Source organism: Thalassobacterium maritimum (assembly GCF_031127805.1).
Classification (GTDB): domain Bacteria; phylum Verrucomicrobiota; class Verrucomicrobiia; order Opitutales; family Coraliomargaritaceae; genus Thalassobacterium; species Thalassobacterium maritimum.
On record NZ_JARXHW010000038.1, the window covers coordinates 19,147 to 41,950 of the forward strand.

17 protein-coding genes are annotated in these 22,804 nt (G+C 50.4%); 4 read left to right on the forward strand and 13 right to left on the reverse strand.

The window, feature by feature from the left end:
* Positions 1–71: 71 nt before the first annotated feature.
* The 8 genes from QEH52_RS14355 to trpD form a co-directional block, all read right to left on the reverse strand.
* Complete coding sequence (locus tag QEH52_RS14355; RefSeq protein WP_308951355.1) at positions 72–1,988, reverse strand: secretin N-terminal domain-containing protein; 1,917 nt, start codon at positions 1,986–1,988, stop codon at positions 72–74.
* Positions 1,989–2,070: 82 nt separating this feature from the next.
* On the reverse strand, positions 2,071–2,649 hold the full coding sequence (locus tag QEH52_RS14360) for a hypothetical protein (RefSeq protein ID WP_308951357.1): 579 nt from the start codon (positions 2,647–2,649) through the stop codon (positions 2,071–2,073).
* Positions 2,650–2,661: 12 nt separating this feature from the next.
* Positions 2,662–3,243, reverse strand: a complete 582-nt coding sequence (locus QEH52_RS14365; protein ID WP_308951358.1) for a hypothetical protein — start codon at positions 3,241–3,243, stop codon at positions 2,662–2,664.
* Positions 3,240–3,899: a hypothetical protein gene (locus QEH52_RS14370; protein ID WP_308951360.1), complete on the reverse strand. Its 660-nt coding sequence runs from the start codon at positions 3,897–3,899 to the stop codon at positions 3,240–3,242. Before QEH52_RS14370 ends, QEH52_RS14365 begins: the two co-directional genes overlap by 4 nt.
* A complete protein-coding gene (locus QEH52_RS14375; RefSeq protein ID WP_308951361.1) occupies positions 3,892–4,941 on the reverse strand; it encodes a hypothetical protein in 1,050 nt (349 codons plus the stop codon). Before QEH52_RS14375 ends, QEH52_RS14370 begins: the two co-directional genes overlap by 8 nt.
* 424 nt (positions 4,942–5,365) lie before the next feature.
* Positions 5,366–6,766: a tetratricopeptide repeat protein gene (locus QEH52_RS14380; protein ID WP_308951363.1), complete on the reverse strand. Its 1,401-nt coding sequence runs from the start codon at positions 6,764–6,766 to the stop codon at positions 5,366–5,368.
* Positions 6,767–6,808: 42 nt separating this feature from the next.
* Positions 6,809–8,161: a phosphoglucosamine mutase gene (gene glmM, locus QEH52_RS14385; protein WP_308951364.1), complete on the reverse strand. Its 1,353-nt coding sequence runs from the start codon at positions 8,159–8,161 to the stop codon at positions 6,809–6,811.
* Between the two features lie 11 nt (positions 8,162–8,172).
* Positions 8,173–9,243 carry an anthranilate phosphoribosyltransferase gene (gene trpD, locus QEH52_RS14390; RefSeq protein ID WP_308951365.1) on the reverse strand — a complete coding sequence of 357 codons (1,071 nt, stop codon included), beginning with the start codon at positions 9,241–9,243 and terminating at the stop codon, positions 8,173–8,175.
* Positions 9,244–9,374: 131 nt separating this feature from the next.
* Between trpD and QEH52_RS14395 the strand changes: the two genes are divergently transcribed.
* Positions 9,375–10,400 carry an undecaprenyl-diphosphate phosphatase gene (locus tag QEH52_RS14395; protein WP_308951366.1) on the forward strand — a complete coding sequence of 342 codons (1,026 nt, stop codon included), beginning with the start codon at positions 9,375–9,377 and terminating at the stop codon, positions 10,398–10,400.
* A gap of 894 nt (positions 10,401–11,294) precedes the next feature.
* On the opposite strand, the gene QEH52_RS14400 is transcribed toward QEH52_RS14395, so the two are convergent.
* The 3 genes from QEH52_RS14400 to QEH52_RS14410 form a co-directional block, all read right to left on the reverse strand.
* Positions 11,295–13,604: a GumC family protein gene (locus QEH52_RS14400; RefSeq protein WP_308951367.1), complete on the reverse strand. Its 2,310-nt coding sequence runs from the start codon at positions 13,602–13,604 to the stop codon at positions 11,295–11,297.
* Positions 13,605–13,621: 17 nt separating this feature from the next.
* Positions 13,622–14,302 (reverse strand): polysaccharide biosynthesis/export family protein, encoded by a 681-nt coding sequence (locus tag QEH52_RS14405; protein WP_308951368.1) that lies wholly within the window; start codon positions 14,300–14,302, stop codon positions 13,622–13,624.
* 64 nt (positions 14,303–14,366) lie between these two features.
* Positions 14,367–15,527, reverse strand: coding sequence for an outer membrane beta-barrel protein (locus tag QEH52_RS14410; protein WP_308951369.1), 1,161 nt, complete (start codon positions 15,525–15,527; stop codon positions 14,367–14,369).
* Between the two features lie 199 nt (positions 15,528–15,726).
* On the opposite strand from QEH52_RS14410, the gene QEH52_RS14415 reads away from it, so the two are divergent.
* Complete coding sequence (locus tag QEH52_RS14415) at positions 15,727–17,394, forward strand: tetratricopeptide repeat protein (protein ID WP_308951370.1); 1,668 nt, start codon at positions 15,727–15,729, stop codon at positions 17,392–17,394.
* Between the two features lie 842 nt (positions 17,395–18,236).
* Here QEH52_RS14415 and QEH52_RS14420 read toward each other — a convergent pair.
* Positions 18,237–19,523, reverse strand: coding sequence for a hemolysin family protein (locus QEH52_RS14420; protein WP_308951371.1), 1,287 nt, complete (start codon positions 19,521–19,523; stop codon positions 18,237–18,239).
* On the reverse strand, positions 19,520–20,632 hold the full coding sequence (gene hisC, locus QEH52_RS14425; RefSeq protein ID WP_308951372.1) for a histidinol-phosphate transaminase: 1,113 nt from the start codon (positions 20,630–20,632) through the stop codon (positions 19,520–19,522). The genes QEH52_RS14420 and hisC overlap by 4 nt, the downstream gene beginning before the upstream one ends.
* A 64-nt stretch (positions 20,633–20,696) precedes the next feature.
* Here hisC and QEH52_RS14430 point away from each other — a divergent pair, with 64 nt between their 5' ends.
* The gene (locus QEH52_RS14430) at positions 20,697–21,590 is read left to right on the forward strand and encodes an SDR family oxidoreductase (RefSeq protein WP_308951373.1); all 894 of its coding nucleotides are present in this window, start codon (positions 20,697–20,699) and stop codon (positions 21,588–21,590) included.
* Positions 21,591–21,596: 6 nt separating this feature from the next.
* The gene (locus QEH52_RS14435) at positions 21,597–22,322 is read left to right on the forward strand and encodes a lipoate--protein ligase family protein (RefSeq protein WP_308951375.1); all 726 of its coding nucleotides are present in this window, start codon (positions 21,597–21,599) and stop codon (positions 22,320–22,322) included.
* Positions 22,323–22,804: the final 482 nt, after the last annotated feature.

The following is a 22,804-nucleotide window of genomic DNA, read 5'->3' on the forward strand; positions in this document are numbered from 1 at the left end:
GAAAAAATTCACTCTCGTTGATTTCATAAGAAGTCTTGGGTTGTAATGTTGTGTAGCCACTGAGCGCCGTATTATCGGCCGTTGTTCGAAGAAGAATCGCTCTCTTCTTCCTGCATTTTCTTATACTCAATGCTCTTTATGGCAGCTTGCCGCTGCTCAATACTCTCGTTAAGATCACGCTCAATCCGATAGTCTTCGAGTTGCTGAATCAAAGCACGCTCCTCTGCAGAAACTTGATAGCCTGGTAGTTCACTTGGAACGATTCCCATACGATCGATTACCCGTGGATCGATAATATCGCGATAAGTACTGCCATCGGGATTGAGGGTCCTAGCTGTAATGAAGATAATTAAGTTACGTTGTGCCGTCTCATCGGACTCACTACTAAATAAACGCCCGATACCAGGCAAGTCGCCCAACACAGGCACCTTCGTATCTCTCTTGGTAATAGAATCTTCAACGAGGCCACCAATTGCGAGTGTATAGCCATCCTTGATCATGATAGTTGTCTCTGTACGACGGCTTTCAATAATCGGAATATCTGTATTTTCAATACTCGCGAAACGATCCGTGCTCGATACCTCAGGAATAATCTTAAGGTTGATAAAACCAGCACTGTTCACTTGTGGCGTCACGTCCAAGTTAATCCCAATATCCTCATACTCAATATCATCGAGTTGGCGCTGTCCCGTCTCCGAATTAAAAGTGTATTGTGGGATGGGATAACGCTCACCAATCGCAATCTTTGCCTGCGTATTATTCAAAGTTACTACAGTTGGATTAGAAACCAACTTGATATCATCCTGAGTCTTCAACGCGCTAAGAATGATCTCAAACTCATCCGCTGAAAATAAGGCCGTATCCACACGACTGGTGGAAGCAGTTGAAGCGAGATCTGAAAGCGATGAAAAAGTGGATCCTACACTTTCGTTAGTATCCACTGTAGAAGGCGTCGCAAAGCCATCAATCGAGCCACTCGAGGTATCTGTACTGGTACTAGACGTCACGCCACCACTACCTGTAGTACCTGAACTACTGGCACGAGAGCGTGACCATTCACGCTGAAAAGGTCCCGCTGAAGCACTGTAACCACTCAATGAAGCCCAATTGACCCCAAGGTTCTTACTGTCTGTGTTGGTTACCTCGATAAATTTCGACTCGATCATTACTTGATCGGTAGCTCGGTCGAGACGCTCAATGATCTCTTGAATTTTTCCCATGCGCGAAGGGCGCTCTGTAATCACGAGTGCATTACTGCGAATATCTACCTGAATGCGTCCACCAGCCGCATTATCAATTAGAGGTTCAATCGAGCTGCGCAGCTCTTCAGCGCGTGCATAATTGGCGACAAAGACGTGCGTATCGACAGGCTCCATAGTCAGCTCCGCTAGGCTCTTGATACGAATAATGTTACGATCCTCGACATAGGTATATCCGAGCGGTTCAAGCACCACCTCGAAGGCCTGACGCCAAGTAATGTTGCGTAACTTGATTGAAGTGCGCCCGATTAAACTATCTGGAATCACAAGATTGAGCTCAAATAGGTCCGCCACATTACGCAAGATCGTGCGCACATCCTCATCTGGAAAATCAACCGATATGGTTTCTTCGCTCGACATAGAAGCTTCTCCTGGGGCACTTGCCTCCTGGCCAGGAATCTCCAACACGATTTCGGTATCGGTCGGCAAGCTCTCAGTCACCTCTGGTATAATAGGAGTCTCCACATCAATACTCGCTCCAGCTATGGGATCTTCTGGGATTTCAACCACCTCCGCCTCTTCAGCGACAGGTTCTGGGACTGGGACCGGAACTGTAACCGGGGCCGGAACGGCGACGGGGGCCGCCTCAGAACGACTGTCTTGATCGGATGTATCTTCCACCACAATGACATCAGATAGATCAATTTCAACCATAGCCTCCTCTTCTGCCTGTGCACAGAGTGCAATCGGAGCGAGAAGCCATAAGGTGTAGAATGTGTGCTTTTTCATAGGACGTTTGGGCCAGACTGTTCGAAGAATGTGGTGAGTATAAATTTAAAATTAAGAAATAGATGGAAGAATGCCGACTGAACTAGGGATCCATTTTGATCGCTCCTGCACCTGAACTACTGGCATTGATGTAAACGACTTGAGTCGCGGCACCTAGTTTCAGGGTGTACGAATCACTATTGATTTCGGCAATAGTCACCGTAAAAGTCTGCGTTTGAGCCTGCGGCAAACTAACGGGAAAACTGGTTCCCTGTGGGACCAAATTACCACCGGTCAATTGAAGAAAACTCTGGCTCCCTCGCGCAAGGGTGCCGCGCACCTGTTGGGAAAAGTTTTTCGCTACCACACGTAGCACAGAAGCATCATCATAATTGATGACAACCTCTTCAACTGGCTCCTGCACCGCATCCGCTCCACGTTCAATCGGCACGATAGGCTGCTCAAACACAAAGGGGCTGTCCGCATTTGCAGCCACGTTATAAAAGGCGTCGCCCTTCTCAGACAAATGAGTTTTCCCCACATTTAAAACCATCGAACGACTCTCCACGCTCAACACCAAATCCTTGCGCCCTGTAAGTTTAATCTCAGATTTAGCATGTAGACCCTGCGTCAGCAGAAGCGCGAGTAGCGTAGTCGACAGAGTATTTATAGATAGTTTCATGGGATCAGAGTATTATTCATTTTCTGCCAAAACGATCACTCGCAGGCGTGCATCCAGAGTATTTTGAGTCCCATTGCGACTCGCATCGGCCACTTGAAAATCAGCGACTCGAATCAAACGATCCACGCGGTGAAGTTCATACATAAATTCTAAAATATCCTCAAAAGTACCATTCAGCGACATGCTGTAACCTATGGTTGAATGTAATTTCAGTGCTCGTGGCCCTCCTTTTTCATAGATAGGATTTCCCGCCGGCATTTGGGCGATATTAGAAATACGAACATTCAGCCGATTCTCTAGCGCATAGAAGAAGTTAATATTAATGGCTCGCTCATTACGGTTAAAGAGCCGTGCTTGAATCTCATCAACGAGTCGCTGCACCTCATTCACCTCTTCCTTTAAGTCTTTAGCATTCTTAACGTTTTGATCAATGGTTCGGATGCGTGCCGTTAAATCATTTTCTTGAGCGGTTAATTCGATCGTCGTACCACCACGCAAGAAAATGGCGGCAGTACACATAAGAATCACAGCGAAACACACGACCGCCAAAGGATAATCCTTGAAGATACGAATCAATTTATTCTCGGACTTCATGATGCATCCTTTTCTTTTTTACTGGCCGAAGACTTCTGTTGCTTAGGCATCAGTTTCACCGCTAGACGATACGGGAAAATTCCAGTCTTTTCATCACGCCCCTGCAGAGTTTCATCGATTTCGAGGTCAAAGCCCGAGATTTGCAGCAACTCATCTTCCTCTAGAATATTCTTAAATTCGTCTAGAACCGTTAAATTCTTAGCGCTTCCATTAATCACAAGATTGTAAACAACTACGTTCTTAGAGCCTACTTTTGAAATCGACTCGTTCAAAGCGACCGATTTAAAAATCAAGTCTTCAGGCTTAATCAGAGACAGGCCATAAAGCAACTCATGGACGAGCAGTGGAGACTCGAAGAACTGCTCAACTTCAATGACATACTGGGCGGACTTTCGAAACGCCTCACTCAACTTAAGGTTCTCAGCATCATCCGCTTCAGCAACACGAATCTGTTGTTCCATTTGCTCGATTGTCTTAGCTAAAGTATAAGAGCGGTATTCACGCTGTAAGAGAAAAAAGGCCACACACAGCGCCACGGTGATGGCGACAAAGTTAATAATAAAGTCAGTCCGAACGACTTTAATGTCCGGCAATTCCGACTGATTGACAAAATTCGGGCGCCAGAATGGCTGGATTTCTTTTTGGTTTCTACTCACTCTCGCCCTCCTCTCTTAAATGGAACTCTCCCATCAAACTAAATAAGCCCATCCAACGCGGCCCGAGGTTTGAAACCTCAACCCCCTCACCTAAAGTGACCTTAAGCCCTTCGAGCCATTTTTCTAAATTGGGCTGCAAAATCTCCAAGCCAAGCGAATCGGAAACCGTTTTAGAGACCCAAGCCAAATTTTGCGGCAGCACACTGATAAAAACCTTCTCAATCGTCTGGCCCGTCTGCACTTCGTAAAAACCCGTCGAAGCTTGTAATTCTTTAGTCAAACGTCGTAGCAACTTTGGGCCCATCTCAGCGAAATCAAAAGTGTTAGAGAAAAAGAGCTTCCTAGCAGAGGTCTCGTCTTTAAGGCCCAATTCTCGCTGCAATAAAGGATAAATGCTGTCTAAGCCAAAGGGCACTGGACGCGCAACATCCACCTGACCTTGATTAATGATGAATATATTAGCACTTTGCGAGGTGAGCTCGAAACAAAGAATGGGAGACTTGATTTCATTAAAATGCGCATAATCACTGACGCCCCCTAAAGTCGTGACGGTGGAGAGCTCTAAACGCTCAGGGTAGATACCGCAGTCTAGTAAACGATCCTGAGCATCTTGAAAGGCTTGCGCAGGGGCGCCACAAAACACGAGACGCTTACTCAGACTAGTCTGCGGATCATAGTCGGAACCATCGCGCGCATTTAAAATCGCAACGGTGTTGACCGCAGGGTCTACATTAAACTCAGACTGCAAGATGCCAGAGAGGAAGTTCAAGTCCTTAGCCTTATTCGCGGACTCGGCTTCATAAAAGCGAACAAAGCGCCCTTCAGGGTATACCCCAGTTCGTGAAACGAAGTAGCCTCCGCCCTTAAAATCAACTAACTGCTCAAAGAAATCACGTATCTCGACTGAACTATCCTCCGCACTCAGAGGAAACTCCGCCAATTCTTCAATCACTATCGGAATCTTATAACCAGAAGTTCTCGCGGCTAAAATCGAAAATTCCGAAACATCGACAAAGAGGCCTTTAGTCTTGGGGTTAAGCATACTGTTACAGTGTAGTGAATTTGAAGCAATAAAAGCCGCCCCCAAGGGATAGCGCCCACACTGCAATCAATAGAAATTTCGTAATGAATAGGGAAGAAAACACTCAACGAAAGATTGCGTGGCCAAATGACGTGAGCAAGTAAAAAGCCTCACTCATGCAACTCAAAACTCTTAATTAAAAGATATTTACAAATAAGCGATCAAAGCTTTACAAACAAATACCCCCCAGCCCCACTTGAAGCCCCTAGGCTAGAGCCAAGATTCAGCTCCCCTTAGAACAGAACGAACGACAGCCCCCAGTCCACAGCTAGCCAGCAACTCATCTTCAAGCAAGATTCCCAACCAGCCAGAGATGAGGCCCCACAATAGAGCACAAGCCCCATCATCCACTAGCGCGGAGGCAAGGCATTAAGCTGCTCGGGAGCTACTTACTGGAATAAAAATCGTCAATCTTCTGAGCGACGTCACGATAAGAGATATCCGCCCCATAGAGCGCCTTAAACTCAATCATCGCGCGGTCCATATCACCTTGCTGCTCATAAGCAGAGCCCAGCTCGTAAAGCACATCTTTCTTCTGATCTGTCATACCAGGAATCTCGGATTTGGCTAATGTAAGTTGCTCAGCCGCCAAGTCATGAAAGCCCTTAACCAGATAAGCCTTGCCCAAAAGAATGAGCGCACCGACACGAACCTTTGGACTACGTTGAGCCATCTGAAGCTCCTTAATCGCTAGATCTGTTTCACCATCCTCAAAATACAGTTCACCCAGTTCATAGCGATAGCTATATTCATTCGGGTAGCGCTGGACCAAATCTTCACACTGCTCACGGCGGAATGCACGCTCTTCGGCTTTAAGCTTCTCAAGCTCTGCCTTCGCAGCTTCATTCTCCACATCCGCTTCTAAACGAGCTTCAACTGCGGCGATCGCCTTTTGCATTTTCTCGCCCTTCAATGTACCGACCAAGCGCTCAAGTGTAACGTCTGCACGCCCCGCTTCCAACTCGCGAGCCTTTGCGACCCACTCCAAGGCGCTATCGTAATCGCCAAGCTTACGGTAATTAGTCGCAATCTCACGATAGAAATTCATGTTATCTGGAGTCTCCGCGACTCCCTTCTTTGCCTCTTCGATCAGAGAATGAAGCGCGGCATCACCAGTCTTAGCACGACCTGCCTGCTCCAGCTTTTGAGATTCACCTTCATCTTTGAGCTTATCACGAAAGCTCTTATCTTCCTCCCACTTCCCCTTTTCCATGGTCTGTTCAACCGAGGCTTTTTTAATCAAAGTCTGCACTTCATCATCGGAAGGGTTGGCTCGATAAGCAGCCTCACCAATACGAATCGCCTCTTCGCTGTTACCGGTTTTGATATGAACAGTCATTAGAGACTTTATATTCTCGGTATTATTAGGCTCTAATTTCCGAACCGACTCATAAGCAAATACAGCCGTCGAATAGAGCTCCAAGGCCTCGGCGGCAGCTCCCAGAATCTTATGCCCGACCACATTGTCAGGGTTCGAATTTAGCATCTGCTCCGCAGAATCGATCGCCTTCTTAGGATCCTTCTTGATCTTCGACTCACTCCCCATCGAAAATGGAATGCTCGTCACTTTCGACAAAAAGCCACCCAAGCCCTTCGTCTTACCCTTAGTCGCACGTTGCTGTGCTTGACGCAAAATCTTTCGAGCTTCTAAGCATGCCACATTACGGCTCACAATATTAATCAAAATATCGACTGCGTAGCTGGGGTTTTTATCAACCGCTTTACGTGCATTTTCAATCTGCTTTTGTAGACGGGTATCGAGATCTTTTAGGGCAACTTCTTCCATGGTATATAAAAAGTATATTTACGCGCGCGAAAGTGCGGGGGGTCAACTATCAATTACAGAGAGCTCCTGCCGCGCCGCGATTTCAATGCTTTTTAACGCCTGTTCAACCTCAAACAACGTCGGACCTTCGACCAATAAACGCAATTTGGGCTCCGTACCCGAATAGCGAACCAGCACTCGACCCTCCTCGCCCAGAGCCGCCTCAACCTCTTGTATCGCAGCCTGCAAACCAGTCAAATCATGCAAAGGGATCTTGTCGGCGACACGCAAGTTAAGCGTGCATTGCGGGAAAAGCGTAACCTCCTGCCGAAGTTCCGACAGCGGCTTCCCAGTCTGACACATTAATTCAATGATCTTAATGGCAGCCAGCAAGCCGTCTCCAGTCGTCGCGTAATCAGAAAAAATAATATGCCCAGAAGACTCTCCTCCAACATTCGCACCTAGCTCTCGCATACGACAAGCGACATTACGATCTCCAACTCCCACACGTTCGACGCGCCCTCCCGCATCTCGCAACGCGCAGTCCAAGCCTAGATTGCTGTGAATCGTCGCGACTAAAGCCTTCGCCTTCAAGGCACCTGCTGCCATGTAATAACGGCCAAATATCGCGAGTAAAATATCCCCATCGACGATGGTGCCAGTCTCATCACACACCACTAAGCGGTCGCCGTCACCATCGTGAGCGACACCAATACGTGCGCCCCGCTCAAGCACCGCACGAGCGAGCTGAGCAGGACATTCACTCCCCACCCCGTCATTAATGTTCACACCATCTGGTTGATCCCCGAGTAGGTGCAAACGAGCGCCCCAGCGCTGAAAAACAGCTGGCGTCGTATGGACCGTGGCACCGTTGGCCAAATCAAGTACGACGTCCCAATCACGCAGAGAATCCTTAGCAAGTAGCGATTGCAAATGACTCACATAATCACTCTCAGAATTTATTTTCGTAAAAGACGGCTGCGGCCATTCGGCCGGCGCGTCGGCTTGCTGATCCACCAAAGCTTCAATCCCCAACTCTTGCGCCTCTTCAAATTTACAGGCGCGATGATCAAACAATTTTATACCGTTATCACAGGAAGGATTATGCGACGCAGTCACGGCAATGCCTAAATCTGCTTGATGATCCAAGACCGCTTTCGCAACTGCGGGCGTAGGCACGACTCCCGCGAAATAGACTTCAACTTGACCTTGATTCAGCCCCGCGGTCAAAGCAGCACAGAGCGCTTCTCCACTGAAACGAGTGTCACGCCCCATTACTACGGCATGCCGCTCTCCTGGACGAAGCTGTTGCAAATAATCGCCCAGCGCGCAGCCTAAACGAAAGGCAAAGCTAGGACACATCAATGGGGATCCGAATCGCCCGCGTATACCATCGGTACCAAAATATTTTGTCATCAAATCGATCGTTACATATTAGAATAAAAGGATTGCACCTGTACCAGCCAACGAGCCGCTCGGCCAGACTCCAGCACCTCACGCGCCAGAAACACGCCAGCCTTAAGGTCGGGCGCTTTTTCAGCGATCCAAAGCGCCGCCCCCGCATTTAACAATACACTGTTCCATAATCCAGCAGGCACAGAATTCGATGCAGCACCAGATTCAGCGCCAAAGAGCTGATGAAGTGTTTGAATATTTGCTTCAACATCACCGCCGCGCAAAGAAGCCAGATCACAGGTATCCAAGCCTGCTTGGCCAGGCGACAGCTCCCCCCGCAGCGAAGCAAGTCGTCCAAAACCAGCCACATGATTGCGCCCGACACAGCTCAACTCATCCAAAGCAAGTCCAGGCTCTGGCGTGCAGTGCGCAACCAGACCAGCCTTCAAACCAATCTCTCCCAAGGCCGCCGCAATCGGCTCGACCCAGCGTTCTGCATAAACACCCATCAATTGGTAAGCTGGGCGCCCGGGGTTAATCAGAGGTCCCAGTAAATTAAAGATGGAGCGTCTCCCTGCAGCAGCTAAAGCCTGTCGCACAGGCATAATCTCCTTAAAAGCAGGATGGAATGCCGGCGCAAAGAAGAAACAAAAATTCAATTCATCCAATGAGCGACGCAGCACCTCATGCGGCGCATCCAAACGAATTCCCAAAGCCTCAATCAAGTCGGCACTCCCGCACTTTGATGTAATCGAGCGATTACCATGCTTGAAGACCGGCACTCCGGCAGCGGCGACAATAAAAGACACCGCCGTAGAAATATTAAAAGTGCTCGAACCATCGCCGCCCGTCCCGCAGACATCAATCGCCTGCGAAGCCCAAGCCTCGACGCCTGGATCCAAGGCTAAGGAACGGAACTCAGCTGCAAATGCAGCCACCTCGATCGCCGATTCCCCTTTTTCCGCGAGCGCGATCAAAAAGGCCTGCTTCGCCTCCATACTAACATTTGACGCGGCCAACATAGATGCCGCGCGTCGTGCAGTTTCAGAGCTAAGATCCTGGCCCTCAAGCAGAGCACTCGTGAGTTGTTCAATTCCGGTCATAAAGATTTTTTTACAAGCAAACCTTTCCAAGCATCTGCACAAGCATAAAGCACGACACACTCACAGTGTGGCTAAAATTATACATTTTTGCGACTTCACATAGCAATGCTTTCCGCTATGTCTCCTATGCAATGACTTTTCGAATCTGCCAAATCATTCTTTGCTTCTTAACCGCATCTACTTGGGCATCCGCGATAGAGGGCGAAGCCCCTGCCCCCCCCATTAAAGAAAGCAACGAATCAACAAACTTAACGTATACTGATGCCGTCATACTTGGCATCGTCGAAGGCATCACCGAATACCTCCCGATCTCATCCACCGGTCACCTAATTCTCACTAACGCAGTGCTTGGTTTAGATGGCGACACTGCCATCCGAGATGACAATGGAGAGTTGATACTAGTCCAAGACAATGCAATGGCAGCCAAACGCCCCTACACAATTGGAGAGGCCGCCTACGCTTACGTGATTGTCATACAAGCGGGTGCCATCGCCGCCGTCGTACTACTATACTGGCAAACCATCTTAAAAATCCTAAAGGGATGCCTAGGCAAAGATCCACAAGGGCGCAAGCTTGCCATCAATCTCATCTGCGCTTTCATTCCAGCCGCCATCATAGGCTTGCTACTCAATGACTGGATAGAAACTACACTCGGAGACAATGTCAGAGCGGTAGCCGGCGCACTCATTGTTGGTGCAATCGTCATGCTTATCGTAGAGAAATGGCGTAAACATGGCCAAAAAGGCGCGATCGAATCCGACGATGGCCCCGACATTCATCAGCTCAGCATTCGTCAATCAGTGATGATTGGTTTATTTCAATGCCTAGCCATGTGGCCTGGCACGAGCCGCTCCATGGCCACCATTGTAGGCGGCTACATCGCGGGGCTCTCCCCCAAGCACGCAGCCGAATTCAGCTTCCTACTCGGACTCATCACTTTAAGCGCAGCATCCGGCTATAAAGTAGTCAGCGATGGCTCCAACATGATTCAAGCCCTCGACACAGGCCCCGTTATCATTGGGTGCATCGTGGCTTTCATATCCTCCGCACTCGCCGTCAAGTGGTTGGTCAACTATCTCAGTAAACACGGGCTGGCTCTCTTTGCGTGGTACCGAATCGCCTTAGCGATTGTAGTATTCCTAGTGGTCGGCAATTAATCCCCCCCCCCCCGGTTCAGAGAACCGAAGCTACCCACAGCCGACTCCAGCGTATCCTCAAAACTCTGTTTTGGGGCTCAGCGACTCGGCCAACGCTCCCCGGTTCAGAGAACCGAGGCTACCCACAGCCGACTCCAGCGTATCCTCAAAACTCTGTTTTGGGGCTCGGCGACTCGGCCAACGCTCCCCGGTTCATAGAACCGAGGCTACCCAAACCGACTCCCAGCGTACCCTCAAAACTCTGTTTTGGGGCTCGGCGGCTCGGCCAACGCTCCCCGGTTCAGAGAACCGAGGCTACCCACAGTCGACTCCCAGCGTATCCTCAAAACTCTGTTTTGGGGCTCGGCGGCTCGGCCAACGCTCCCCGGTTCAGAGAACCGAGGCGACCCACCGCCGACTCCCAGCGTATCCCCAAAACTCTGTTTTGGGGCTCAGCGGCTCGGCCAACGCTCCCCGGTTCAGAGAACCGAGGCTACCCACAGTCGACTCCCAGCGTATCCTCAAAACTCTGTTTGGGGGCTCAGCGGCTCGGCCAACGCTCCCCGGTTCAGAGAACCGAGGCTACCCACAGTCGATTCCCAGCGTATCCTCAAAACTCTGTTTGGGGGCTCGGCGACTCGGCCAACGCTCCCCGGTTCAGAGAACCGAGGCGACCCACCGCCGACTCCCAGCGTATCCTCAAAACTCTGTTTGGGGGCTCGGCGGCTCGGCCAACGCTCCCCGGTTCAGAGAACCGAGGCTACAAAAGACATATCTATTAGGACAAAACATTTTTCGAATGGGTATCATTCGGAGGCAAAAAAACAGCGCGAACTCTTCGGCTTGCACCAAGACATAAAAATACCCCGAATTTCTTCGGGGTATTGAAAATACAAGTTTATCAAATCTGTATGATTACGCCTTGGGTCCTAGCTCGGATTGAGGCTCAACGGAGCCGGCCATTTCCTCCTCTAGCTCTTCCTCATGGTGAATATAGTAATCCTGATACGCCTTATCCGAGTAATTCGAATAGTAATAACTAGAGAGCGAGCTCGTGATGTTATTAAGAATCGCCCCGAATACAGGCGTATTCGATTCCCATAAGCGACGGACATTCACTACAGCAGTCTTACGCTTCACCGTATTGAATTTAATCACATAGAGGATACCATCCACCAAGGGCAGTAGATTCAAGGCATCACTCACAGCAGCCAATGGCGGCGAATCGACTACAATACGATCATAGCGATCACGCAAATCAGCAAACATCGCTTCAAATCGCGCACTGTTTAGAACTTGTGTAGGATTCTTCGACTTCCCCCCGGTAGGGAGCACATCCAGATTAGGATAGACCTCCTTGATGATCACCTCATCCAGCTCAACTCCCTTATCGATGTGGTCCAAGACCCCAAAATCATTCTCCAATTGCAGTGAACGTGCCACATTCGGCAAACGCAAGTCACAGTCAATCAGCAGCGTCTTCTCACCATGATTGGCAAACGTCAGCGACAAATTTGAACTGACAAAAGACTTACCCTCACTCGGTACGGTACTGGTCGTCAGTATGATTTTCGCATTCTTACTTTCATCATTCAGTTTAAGTGCCGAATGAATCGAACGGAAGGTCTCGGTAACATGTCGATCCACATTGGAAGCCACGGCTTGAGCCTTCGTATTACTATCTAACTTCTTAATACGCGGAACCACACCCAGCATAGGCAGGCCAATGGTACCTTCGATATCGAAAGCGCTTTTCACACGGTCATCCAAGAAGGCGACTGCAAAGATGAGACCGACGCCCACAGCAATACCGCCGAAGAAGCCCGCAGCTAAATTCATGACGACATTAGGCGAAGAGGGATTATCCTCAGAGGGTGGAAAAGCTTCATCCACGATCCGAGCATTTGGATTCTTCAAATTGACCTGTGCCTTTTCAGTGGTCATGCGTGAATTCAAGGCTTGGAAGAAGTTTTGCTGCACCTCTAGATCACGCAGTAATGAATTGTATTCGATCCGAGTTTTACCCAATTCGATTAGCTCCGCCTCCTTCTCAGCCAAACGTTGACTGGCCATTTCGAAGTTACTCTTTGCCTCGGAATAAGAGGCGTAGATTTTATCCACCGAATTTTGCACGGCCCCCACAAGTTCCGACTCAGCCTCTTGCAGGGTTTGCAACTGCTGAATCATCACAGGGTGTTTCTCGCGATAGCGTTTGCTTAAAGAGGAGATATTAATACGCGTGCTTGTAATATCTTGAAGTAGAACAGAAACACGGGATTGCTCAGCAATAAACGATAATTCCCACAAGTCCTTCCCTTCACGACGATAGCTCTCAATTAAGTTCCATTTCGTTTCTAGTTGATCATAATAGTTCTTATTCTCAAGCTTGATGTCGTTCAAACGAGCCAATTGCGCTCCCGCAATGTTCTCATCACTTTGCAAGGAGACCGCATTATTCTTTTCACGATATTCAGCAAGTTTCAGCTCAAGCTCCTCAACCCGCTCTTTTTGCTGGTCCGCCCGAATACGCAAATCCTCCACTGCTTTCATGGAACCATCGATATTTAATTTTAAATTATAATCGATAAACTCCTTAGCAAAAAGATTCGCCACTTCAGCTGCAACAATTGGATCCGGATGCGTATAAGCGATGCTAATCATCAGGCTCATCCGTTGCGGAATAATCTGACGGTAACGTCCTAAAATTTCCAAAGGAGTTAAAGGGCCACTCAAACTAAGCGCATCAGTATAAGGCGCCATAAAACGCTCACGCATCTCATCCTGCAAGCGCTGCTCCACACCCTTAATGATTGTAGAGCTTTGCAGCACGCTAATCTGCGTATTCAAATCTTCAGCAGTACGAATTTGATTTTGTTCCATTTCAACCCCTTGGCCCATAACCTGCCCAAGCGCTGAAGCATCATCACGAAACATCTGCACCTGAGCCACCGCAGTGTATTCTTTAGTTTTGTTAAACGTATAAAGAATAGAGCCGGAGAAGATAATAAAGAACGCGACAATTAAATACCAGATACGCTCACGAAACATCAGGAAATAGTCCTTAAAGGAACGCTGTGGCCCTCCATTGCCGCCCTCGCTATATCCGCCGCCACCATAACCGCCGCCGCCATAGCCGTAACCGCCACCATAACCATAGCCATAACCGTAGCCGCCGTAGCCGCCCCCATTTGGATCGGCGCCGCCTCTTACATAATCGTTCTTCATATTTTTAATTTAAAAGTTTAAATAATACGCTCAGGCACCCAAATAGTGTCGCCCTCTTGCAAGACAATGTCTCTTTCATTCGCGTCTTGCACAATTCGACTGAAATTCACCTCCATTTGACGTGCACGTCCATTGACATCAATACGCTTGATAGTAATTGATTTGGGATTACCTAAACGACTAATCCCACGCACTGCAGCAATTGCTTCCGTTAAGGTCAAATCTCGATCAGGCGGAAGCTCCACCTGACCTGGATAATTTACAGATCCCAAAACATGCACGATTCTAGGCGAAAACTGAACGACCAATAAGGAAACCTGTGGATCGACCAAAAAGTCACGATTATATAGATCCGTAATTAAGGATTGTGCTTCCGCGACAGTCATCCCTGCTACCTTCACCTTACCAACTAGCGCCAGCGCGACAGATCCGTCCCCCTCGATACGCACACTTTTCTCAAGATCCGGCTCTTGGTACACCTCAACCGAAACAACATCGGAGGGCTTTAGTACGTAATTTTCACCGACCACGATACCAATTCCACTTGCCGATCCTCCAGCGGAGCCGGTTGCACTACCACTGTTGCTGTAAGAAGCTGAACCGCTTCCTCCACCTGAATTGCCGCCACCTTCTTGAGCTGCCGCAATTAAAGAAAAAAAGAAAAAACAAAGTGAGATAAAAAATGATGACTGCTTCATAACGTAAAAAATGCCTCTAGATAGAGGCATTTTGACCCAAGTTAGGGAAAAAGGTTGCAAGGAATTAATAGCGAAGTGTTGCAGTGAGGTCTAATGTATGGCTCTCATAACTAGAACCCGCATTATTAGAGCTATTTTCATCATAAGTATAGCCAGTGCTAAAGCTCCAGTATTGATTTGGCGAATAAGAGAAGCGTAGCCCCATCAAGTATTGATCGTCTTCACGAGCACTCGTTGAGTAATCACGCTGAGTATAGCCTAAATTAGCACTGGCCGAGAATTGAGTATTAATCAAATAGTAGGCACTCAAATCCACTGAAGTGTCTTCGGTAGAATCACCTGCACCCGCAACGCCAAAATCACGCGACAAGCCCAACATAACACTCAACTTGGGAGTGGCCGACCATGTCAGATCTGCATCAAGCCCCAACATACCATTATCATCCAAACCTACACGAGAATCACGCTCACGGTAACCAACTTTCAAAAAGCCAGTTAACTTAGGCAACAAATTGCCGCGTGCGCCAATGTTATAAAAAGAAGATTCCTGGGTATAGCCGAAAGCCCCCCCAGCAATATCATCCACATCAACTTCGGAATACTGGTATCCCAAGCTCAAATCAACCTTCGGCGTCAATTCGTAAAAAACGTCTAAGGGCAGACTTACAGTCTCACGGTCTGCAAAAAAATTGCGAAAGTTAACGTACTCGCGCTCCAAGTACCCCACGCCGGAACCAAAACTAAACTTAGGAGAGACTCGATACTCGACACCTAAATTCGCCGCAGTTGTATCAAACTCGATCAAATCGCTTAGCGCATTATTTTCACCACTATTGGTCTTACTTTCATCAAAGGAGGCTGACGCGCTCAAATCTAAACGACTACCACGATAGGAACCATCAGCACGAATATGAAACAACTCGGTATCTAAGCTATCAAGATCCTGATAACGAACAATATCATAGCGTGTCACCACAGAAAGATCGGCATTTGAAGCACCACGCCCCAAATCAAGCTCAAAACCAGGTGACACCGTCCAGATCAAATCATCAGACTCATTTGTCTCGTTGCGAAAAACATTAGAAGCCCAACGCAAGCTAGAGGAGCCGTTAAAAAAGAGATCCGCATGATCCCCAATTGAAACGAGCGGCGTAGCGTTCACACCAGACTGAAAAAACAGACCAGAAGAGATGAGTGATAACAGGCAAAGTTGTTTATTTTTCATATGGAGAAAAGTAAGTTTCGTTAGATAGTAGGCTAAATAAGGGGAGAGTCACAGAGTGAATCACACCTGAGCACAAAACCCTAGGTACAAAAAAAAACAACTGCAATACGAAAGTCTGCTTTATTTGAGCTTGGCTCATGGCAGCATCTCCATAACAAATAGCGCGTAGATATCCCCAATCACAATAGAAACTTCACACATGAGCAAGAAACGGAACACCCGCAACCCTATTACCCGCGAGAAGCCAATCCTATTAGGATTTGTAGTACAACGTAAAGGAATTGACGGACGCATGGAGATCTCCGTTCGCTGGGGACGGCTTGTCGGCGCCTTCGCACTGCTGCTGATCACCGGCTGGTTTGCAATGGCGGGCGCACTTTATTTCCACTTCAAATACAATAAAGAATTCGATCAAGTTTCCTACACAAAGATGCTGACGCTATTACCATTTGGCATAGAGGATCACCGTGTAGAGATGGGCAACTACCATATTGAGAAAGGCTTAGAAGAGATCAAGCAGGGCAATTATCGCGACGCCTTGCGTCTGCTACGCCTGGGGGTCGCCCGAGCTCCGGCCAACTTAGAGGGGCGTCGGGTCTTAGCGGAATTCTACGAAGTCGCACTGAAGCGCCATGATATTGCAGCCGACCAACTACTCAAAGGACTCTCGCAAGGTGGTATTGATGACATCGACTACCTGAAGCAAACACTTCGAGTGCTACTCCGCTACCAAATGGACGAACAAATCCAAGAACTCGCAGATGAATACCTTCCCGAGCAACCCGAGTTAACTGACATCAACCGCACACTCGCATTTGGCGCTGCCAACGCAAATTATTTGCGTGGCAATTACGACCGTGCGGACGACTACCTAAGCTCTTACAACTTACTCGAATCCCTCGAAGGAGTCTTACTCTCCTCCCAAATCAGCTGGGATCGTGGCAATCAGGAAGCAGCGATTTCGAAGATGGAGGATGCCGTTAGCACGTTCCCCAACTCAGAACCCCTACTGATGCAATTAAGTCGCTACAACCGTGAACTCGGTAATATAGATGCAGCGCGTCGTTACGCCATCCTCCGTAATGTCAGCGACCCGCTGAGCTCCGCACCACGTCTGGAGTTACTGTATATCTACAATAAATCGGGCGACACCGAGCGCGAACAACGCGAGACACAGCGCATGTTACAACAATTCAGCGAAGATGAGGCCGCCCTGCAGGCACTGGCCAACTTTGCTGCAGACACAGGCAACGTCGACTTAGCACGCCGCACCTATGAAGAAGCACTTGAGAACGAGTACAATATCGACGCCTTCGCACTACTTCTGATCGAAGCCCACCTAGTGGATAAAGATTACGAAGGTGCCCTCGAATTCTCCGAAGAACTCCTAAAGGAGCGCCCAGACTGGCTGACAGCACGCTGGGCCATCTTCAACAGCCTCCGCGCAGTGGCTTCTTACGGGATCAACCGTCCAGACTTGGGTGAGATTTACCTACAAGACTTCATCGACGAAGCAAACAATCAGCCACAAACTTACTTGGCAGTGGCTCGACGTTTCACAAAAATTGACCGCCACCAGCAGGCACGTAAGATTTTGATGGTCGCCTATCAAAGGACCCCCACCAATCAAAAAATCCTCTCGGAGCTAATTCGCTCCGAATTGACCCTCGGCAACACAGAAAACCTGAACCGTCTGCTAGCACGCTTACTCGAGATGCGCCGCCCACAAATGGAACTACTCGTCGAAGCCTACCAAAAACTGGGTAGCGATCGCTTCATTTTCACACCTGACCGCGAAAGCTTACTGCTGCAACTCAGCTCTATACTGCGCGAAAACGCGCAGTCACTGGTAGAAGTCAAAAGCTAGAGTCCTCGGCGCCTCGGCCAACGCTCCCCGGTTCAGAAAACCGAGGCTCCCCACAGCCGACTCCAGCGTATCCTCAAAACTCTGTTTTGGGGCTCGGCGACTCGGCCAACGCTCCCCGGTTCTGAGAACCGAGGCTACCCACAGCCGACTCCAGCGTATCCTCAAAACTCTGTTTGGGGGCTCGGCGACTCGGCCAACGCTCCCCGGTTCAGAGAACCGAGGCTACCCACAGCCGACTCCAGCGTATCCTCAAAACTCTGTTTGGGGGCTCGGCGGCTCGGCCAACGCTCCCCGGTTCAGAGAACCGAGGCTACCCACAGCCGACTCCAGCGTATCCTCAAAACTCTGTTTTGGGGGCTCGGCGACTCGGCCAACGCACCCCGGTTCTGAGATCCGAGGCTACCCACAGTCGACTCCAGCGTATCCTCAAAACTCTGTTTTGGGGCTCGGCGGCTCGGCCAACGCACCCCGGTTCAGAGAACCGAGGCTACCCACAGTCGACTCCCAGCGTATCCTCAAAACTCTGTTTGAGTCCTCGGCGCCTCGGCCAACGCTCCCCGGTTCATAGAACAGAGGCTACCCACAGTCGACTCCAGCGTATCCTCAAAACTCTGTTTTGGGGCTCGGCGGCTCGGCCAACGCTCCCCGGTTCTGAGAACCGAGGCTACCCACAGCCGACTCCAGCGTATCCTCAAAACTCTGTTTTGGGGGCTCGGCGACTCGGCCAACGCACCCCGGTTCTGAGAACCGAGGCTACCCACAGCCGATTCCCTGCGTATCCTCAAAACTCTGTTTTGGGGCTCGGCAGCTCGGCCAACGCTCCCCGGTTCTGAGAACCGAGGCTACAATAACACCACCGTCGCAGCAATCACTCGGCGGTCATCAACATCGTCCACCGTAATATCCAAGCCATAGCAACTTAAGCTCTCTCCACGCTCTGGAATGTGCCCCAGCTCACCGGTGATCAGGCCTCCAAAAGTAGACACTTCTTCGTTATCAATTTCGATCTCGAGCTCTTCTTCAATATCATGGATCGGGGTCAGACCGGATATACGAAAGCGACGTCCCTCACCCAGAGCCACAATCTGCTCTTCCTCACTGTCAAACTCATCTTGAATTTCGCCCACCAACTCTTCCAAAATACTTTCGAGTGTAATCACACCGACGATCCCACCAAACTCATCCACCGCCAAGGCCATATGAAATTTGGCCCGCAGCATTCGTTCCATCGCCTCCTCCAATGGGGTCTCTAAAGGAAATACGGCTAAATTACGCTTCAACTTCATTAAATCGATCTCCGACACAGGCTCACGCCAGCGAAAGATATCTTTAATGTGAATCAGTCCAAGACACTCATCCAAATCTCCTCGACAGAGCGGGAAGCGAGTGTGCCCCGCAGCCTTCATGGTTTCTAAATTCTCCTGAATACTGGTTTCTAAATCACAGACCACGACCTGGCTACGAGGTAGCAAGATGTCCTGTACCACCAGCTCTTGCATCTGCAGCGTGCGATTCACGATTTTACGCACGACGCCCGAAAGCTGACTACTGTCTTCACCCATAGCGCGAATTTGCACATCCACATCCAAGGGGTTCAACTCGTCCTCGACATCCACCCCAATCCGCCGGTAGAGCGACTTCTTCAGCATCCGGAAGAAGAGCATCACGGGAAAGGTCAAAAACTGAAAGGCGAGCAAGACCCGGTAGGAACGCCGAATCGCCACCGAAGGATTGCGCATCGCCAGCCCGCGCGGAAAGATCTCTGCGAAAAAGAAGTGCACCGAAACAGCCAAGGTAAAGGAAACCAAGACCACAATCCAGCGCGCGGGGGCCACCTCCATCTGGAAGAGGCCAAAGAAGTCACTCACCAGTGGCATCAACAACAAACCAACCGCTACGGTGCACAAGGTCTTACTAAAGCGCACCACGCGGCCGGTCTGATCGCTATTATCAATCATGCGGGCCAAGCCAGGCAACTGCTTCAAGGCTTCCAGCTGCTCTTCACTAGGCTTACGGTAGCGAAACTTGACCAGACTGATTTCACACATGACGAGGAAGGCATGCAATACCAGCATCAGCCCCACCGAAGCCACGGAAATCCCGAAACGAATCCAAGCGTCAGTAATCATTTGGCAGCAGCTCCATTGGATGCAGCATATACACCAGCGGCTTCTAGCAGGCGAACATTCTCCGCCTCCGTTCCAATTGTAATCCGAACATAGGCTGCCATACCATAAGGAGCCAAGGGACGCACAATCACACCACTTTGCTGTAGAGCCTGAAAAAAGGCCCCACCATCGCCCACATTAGTCAGCACGAAATTCGCCTGCCCTCCAAGTGTGGCAAAGCCCAAGGCCTCCAGCCCCGCCACCAACTGTGCACGCCCGCGTTCATTTTCGCTGCGGCACTGCTCCACAAAGGCAGTATCCGTCAAAGCTGCGCAGGCCGCCGCTTGAGCGATCGCATTCACATTAAAAGGCTGTCGGACCCGCTGCAGCAATTGGATCAACTCGGGCGCCCCATAACCGTAGCCCACCCGTAAGCCACCCAGCCCATATATTTTAGAAAAGGTGCGCATGCAAAAGACCTTACAGCCCGCCGCCACTTGTGCGCGCAAATCAGGCGCACGGTCGAGGTATTCCGCGTAGGCCTCATCCAAGCAGAGGATCACGTGCTCAGGCAAGGATTCCGCCAGCGCGATCAAGTCGGCCTCGGAATTCGCCACCCCTGTTGGATTGTTCGGACTCGCCACAAATACTAAACGAGTGCGCTCGTTCACCGCGGCCCGCATCGCTTGCAAGTCGTGCCCGAAATCCTGCATCGGCACCTCCACAGCGGTCGCGCCGAAAAGCTTAGCAATCAATTTATAAACGATAAAAGCCTGGTCACCCATCACCACTTCCACGCCGGGGCGCAGAAATGCATGACCGAGCAACTCGATAATTTCATTCGAGCCATTGCCGATGATCAACGCCTCTTCGTCAATTCCGCGCGCTTGAGCGATGGCTGCACGCAGCGCACAGCAATTGCCATCTGGATACAGATGCGCGGTTTGGAGAGCCCTCTGAGCCGCCGCCATAGCTTTAGGCGAGGGTCCAAACGGATTCTCATTTGAGGCGAGTTTAGCGATCAGGGCAGGATCGAGTCCAAACTCCTGAGCAACATACTCAATAGGTTTTCCGGGTTGATAGACCGGTTGTTCATGCACACCAGCATTCGCGAGTTCAGCGTATTTCATTGATTATCGCTTTGAACTTGCCTCACCTATGAGCGATTGCAACAAAAACACGCTCTAAGAAACCATGAAGATTTTACTCACTGGCGCCTCCGGACTTCTCGGCCATGCATATGCACAGGCCGCAATCCGCCGCGGTCACTCCGTCACCGCACTGTATCAACAAAATCCACCCATCGCCAAGGGCCTGGCTCAGTCGATTCAAATCGACGCGACGCAAGCAGAAGCGCTCACAGCATTATGCCTGGAACAATGGCCCGATGCCATCGTCAATTGTGCCGCGATATCGACCCCTGCTGCGGTGGACGCCGACCCTAAAACCGCAGAAAAGCTAAACGTCGCGCTGCCACGCCTACTGGCGCAACTCTCGACACACCTCGGCGCCCGCCTACTACATGTCTCCACCGACATGGTCTTTGACGGACTCGCCAGCGAGCCCTATCGCTCCACCGACATGCCCGCCCCCAGCAACCTCTACGGACAGACCAAACTCATGGCCGAGCGCGAAGTGCTGGAACACAACCCCGAAGACCCCGTGGTGCTGCGCATCCCAATCCTGATGGGCAACAGCCCCGGCGGACAACGCAGCGTGCACGAAAAACTACTTGCCGCGGTACAAGCGGGGCAACGCCCCCAACTCTACTGCGACGAGATGCGTCAGCCCTGCTCCGCCTCCAACGTCGCCGAAGTCTTGCTCGAGCTCACAGAACGCCGCGACTTGCACGGCATCTTCCACTGGGCCGGCAGCGAAACCCTCAGTCGCTTCGAGATGGGGCAACGCATACTCAAGCACTTCGGCCTGCCACTCGATTCCGTGCAATCCGTCTGCCGCGAAGACGACACACGGCCCGCCAATTTAACATTCAATCTCCACCCGATCGTCTCCAAGCTAAAGACCCAACCGATCGATTTTGAAACGCAACTCGAAGAGCTCACCCGCGTCGAACCACTCAACGCATAGGCCGCCATGCTCATTCCATTGCCCAACGCCTTTGGAGACGCCGTCACCAACATGGCGATCGACGCCGCACTGCTCGCCAGTATGCCTGCCGGGCTCGCCGCCTTCCGGCACTACGGCTGGCTCGAGCCCTCACTTAGCTTCGGCTATGCCCAGCGCTATAATGAAGTCGCACAAAACAGCGCCCCCGAGCTCAGTCTCATCCGCCGCCTCACTGGCGGCGGGATCGTCGACCATCGCAACGACTGGACCTACGCCCTCATTCTGCACAGCAGTCTAGCCGCCAGCAAGCGGCCCGCGACCGAGTTGTATCAACAAATCCACCAAGCCATTCAACAAACACTGCAATCCATGCAAATCGAGACTCAGCTAGCGCCCTGCCCGAAGGCCTGCAAGTCCAGACAGCCCACCCCCAACAGCATAAGTTCTGTCTCTCAATGCTTCGTCAACCCCGCAGTCAATGACGTGCTGCGCTTGGACGGACAAAAAATCGCCGGGGCCGCAATGAAGCGCAGCCGCGCAGGCCTCCTGATACAAGGCTCGATCGACCGCAGTGCCCTGCCAGAAGACTTCGATTTTGCCCACTTCCAGCCGAAGTTACTCATCCAACTCTCCCAAGCCCTAGAGCTAGCACAGGGAGAGCTCGAAGACATTCGTCCCCTCTTCAAAAGCGAACAAATTCAGCAAGAAAAAGAACGCTTCGCCAGCAAAGCCTGGAATCAAAAACGAGTCTAAAAGCCAGTAGCGGGGGTCTTCAGACCCCGCTCACGTCAGGCGAGCCCCACAGTCAAAAGATACAGCACACAGTCAGCAGTTCAACCCAGTCAGCCGCTCACACGTAAGCCGGCTGCGCCGGAAACCGCTTATCACCGCTGATAACACGCTTATAAATAGAATGCTGAGGTAGATCCATGCGCCGTGTTAGATTAGCGGTCCATTAGCGGTCATCAGCGGTTAAAAAAATGCGCCGTGGTAGGATCAGTGACACTCAAACCACATCAGAGTCAGCCGCTCATACGCAGGCCGGCTGCGCCGGAAACCGCTTATCACCGCTGATAACACGCTTATAAAAGAATGCTGAGGTAGGATCCATGCGGCGTGTAAGATTAGCGGTCCATTAGCGGTGATAAGCGGTTAAAAATATGCGCCGTTGTAGGATCAGTGACACTCAAACCACATCAGAGTCAGCCGCTCACACGTAAGCCGGCTACGCCGGA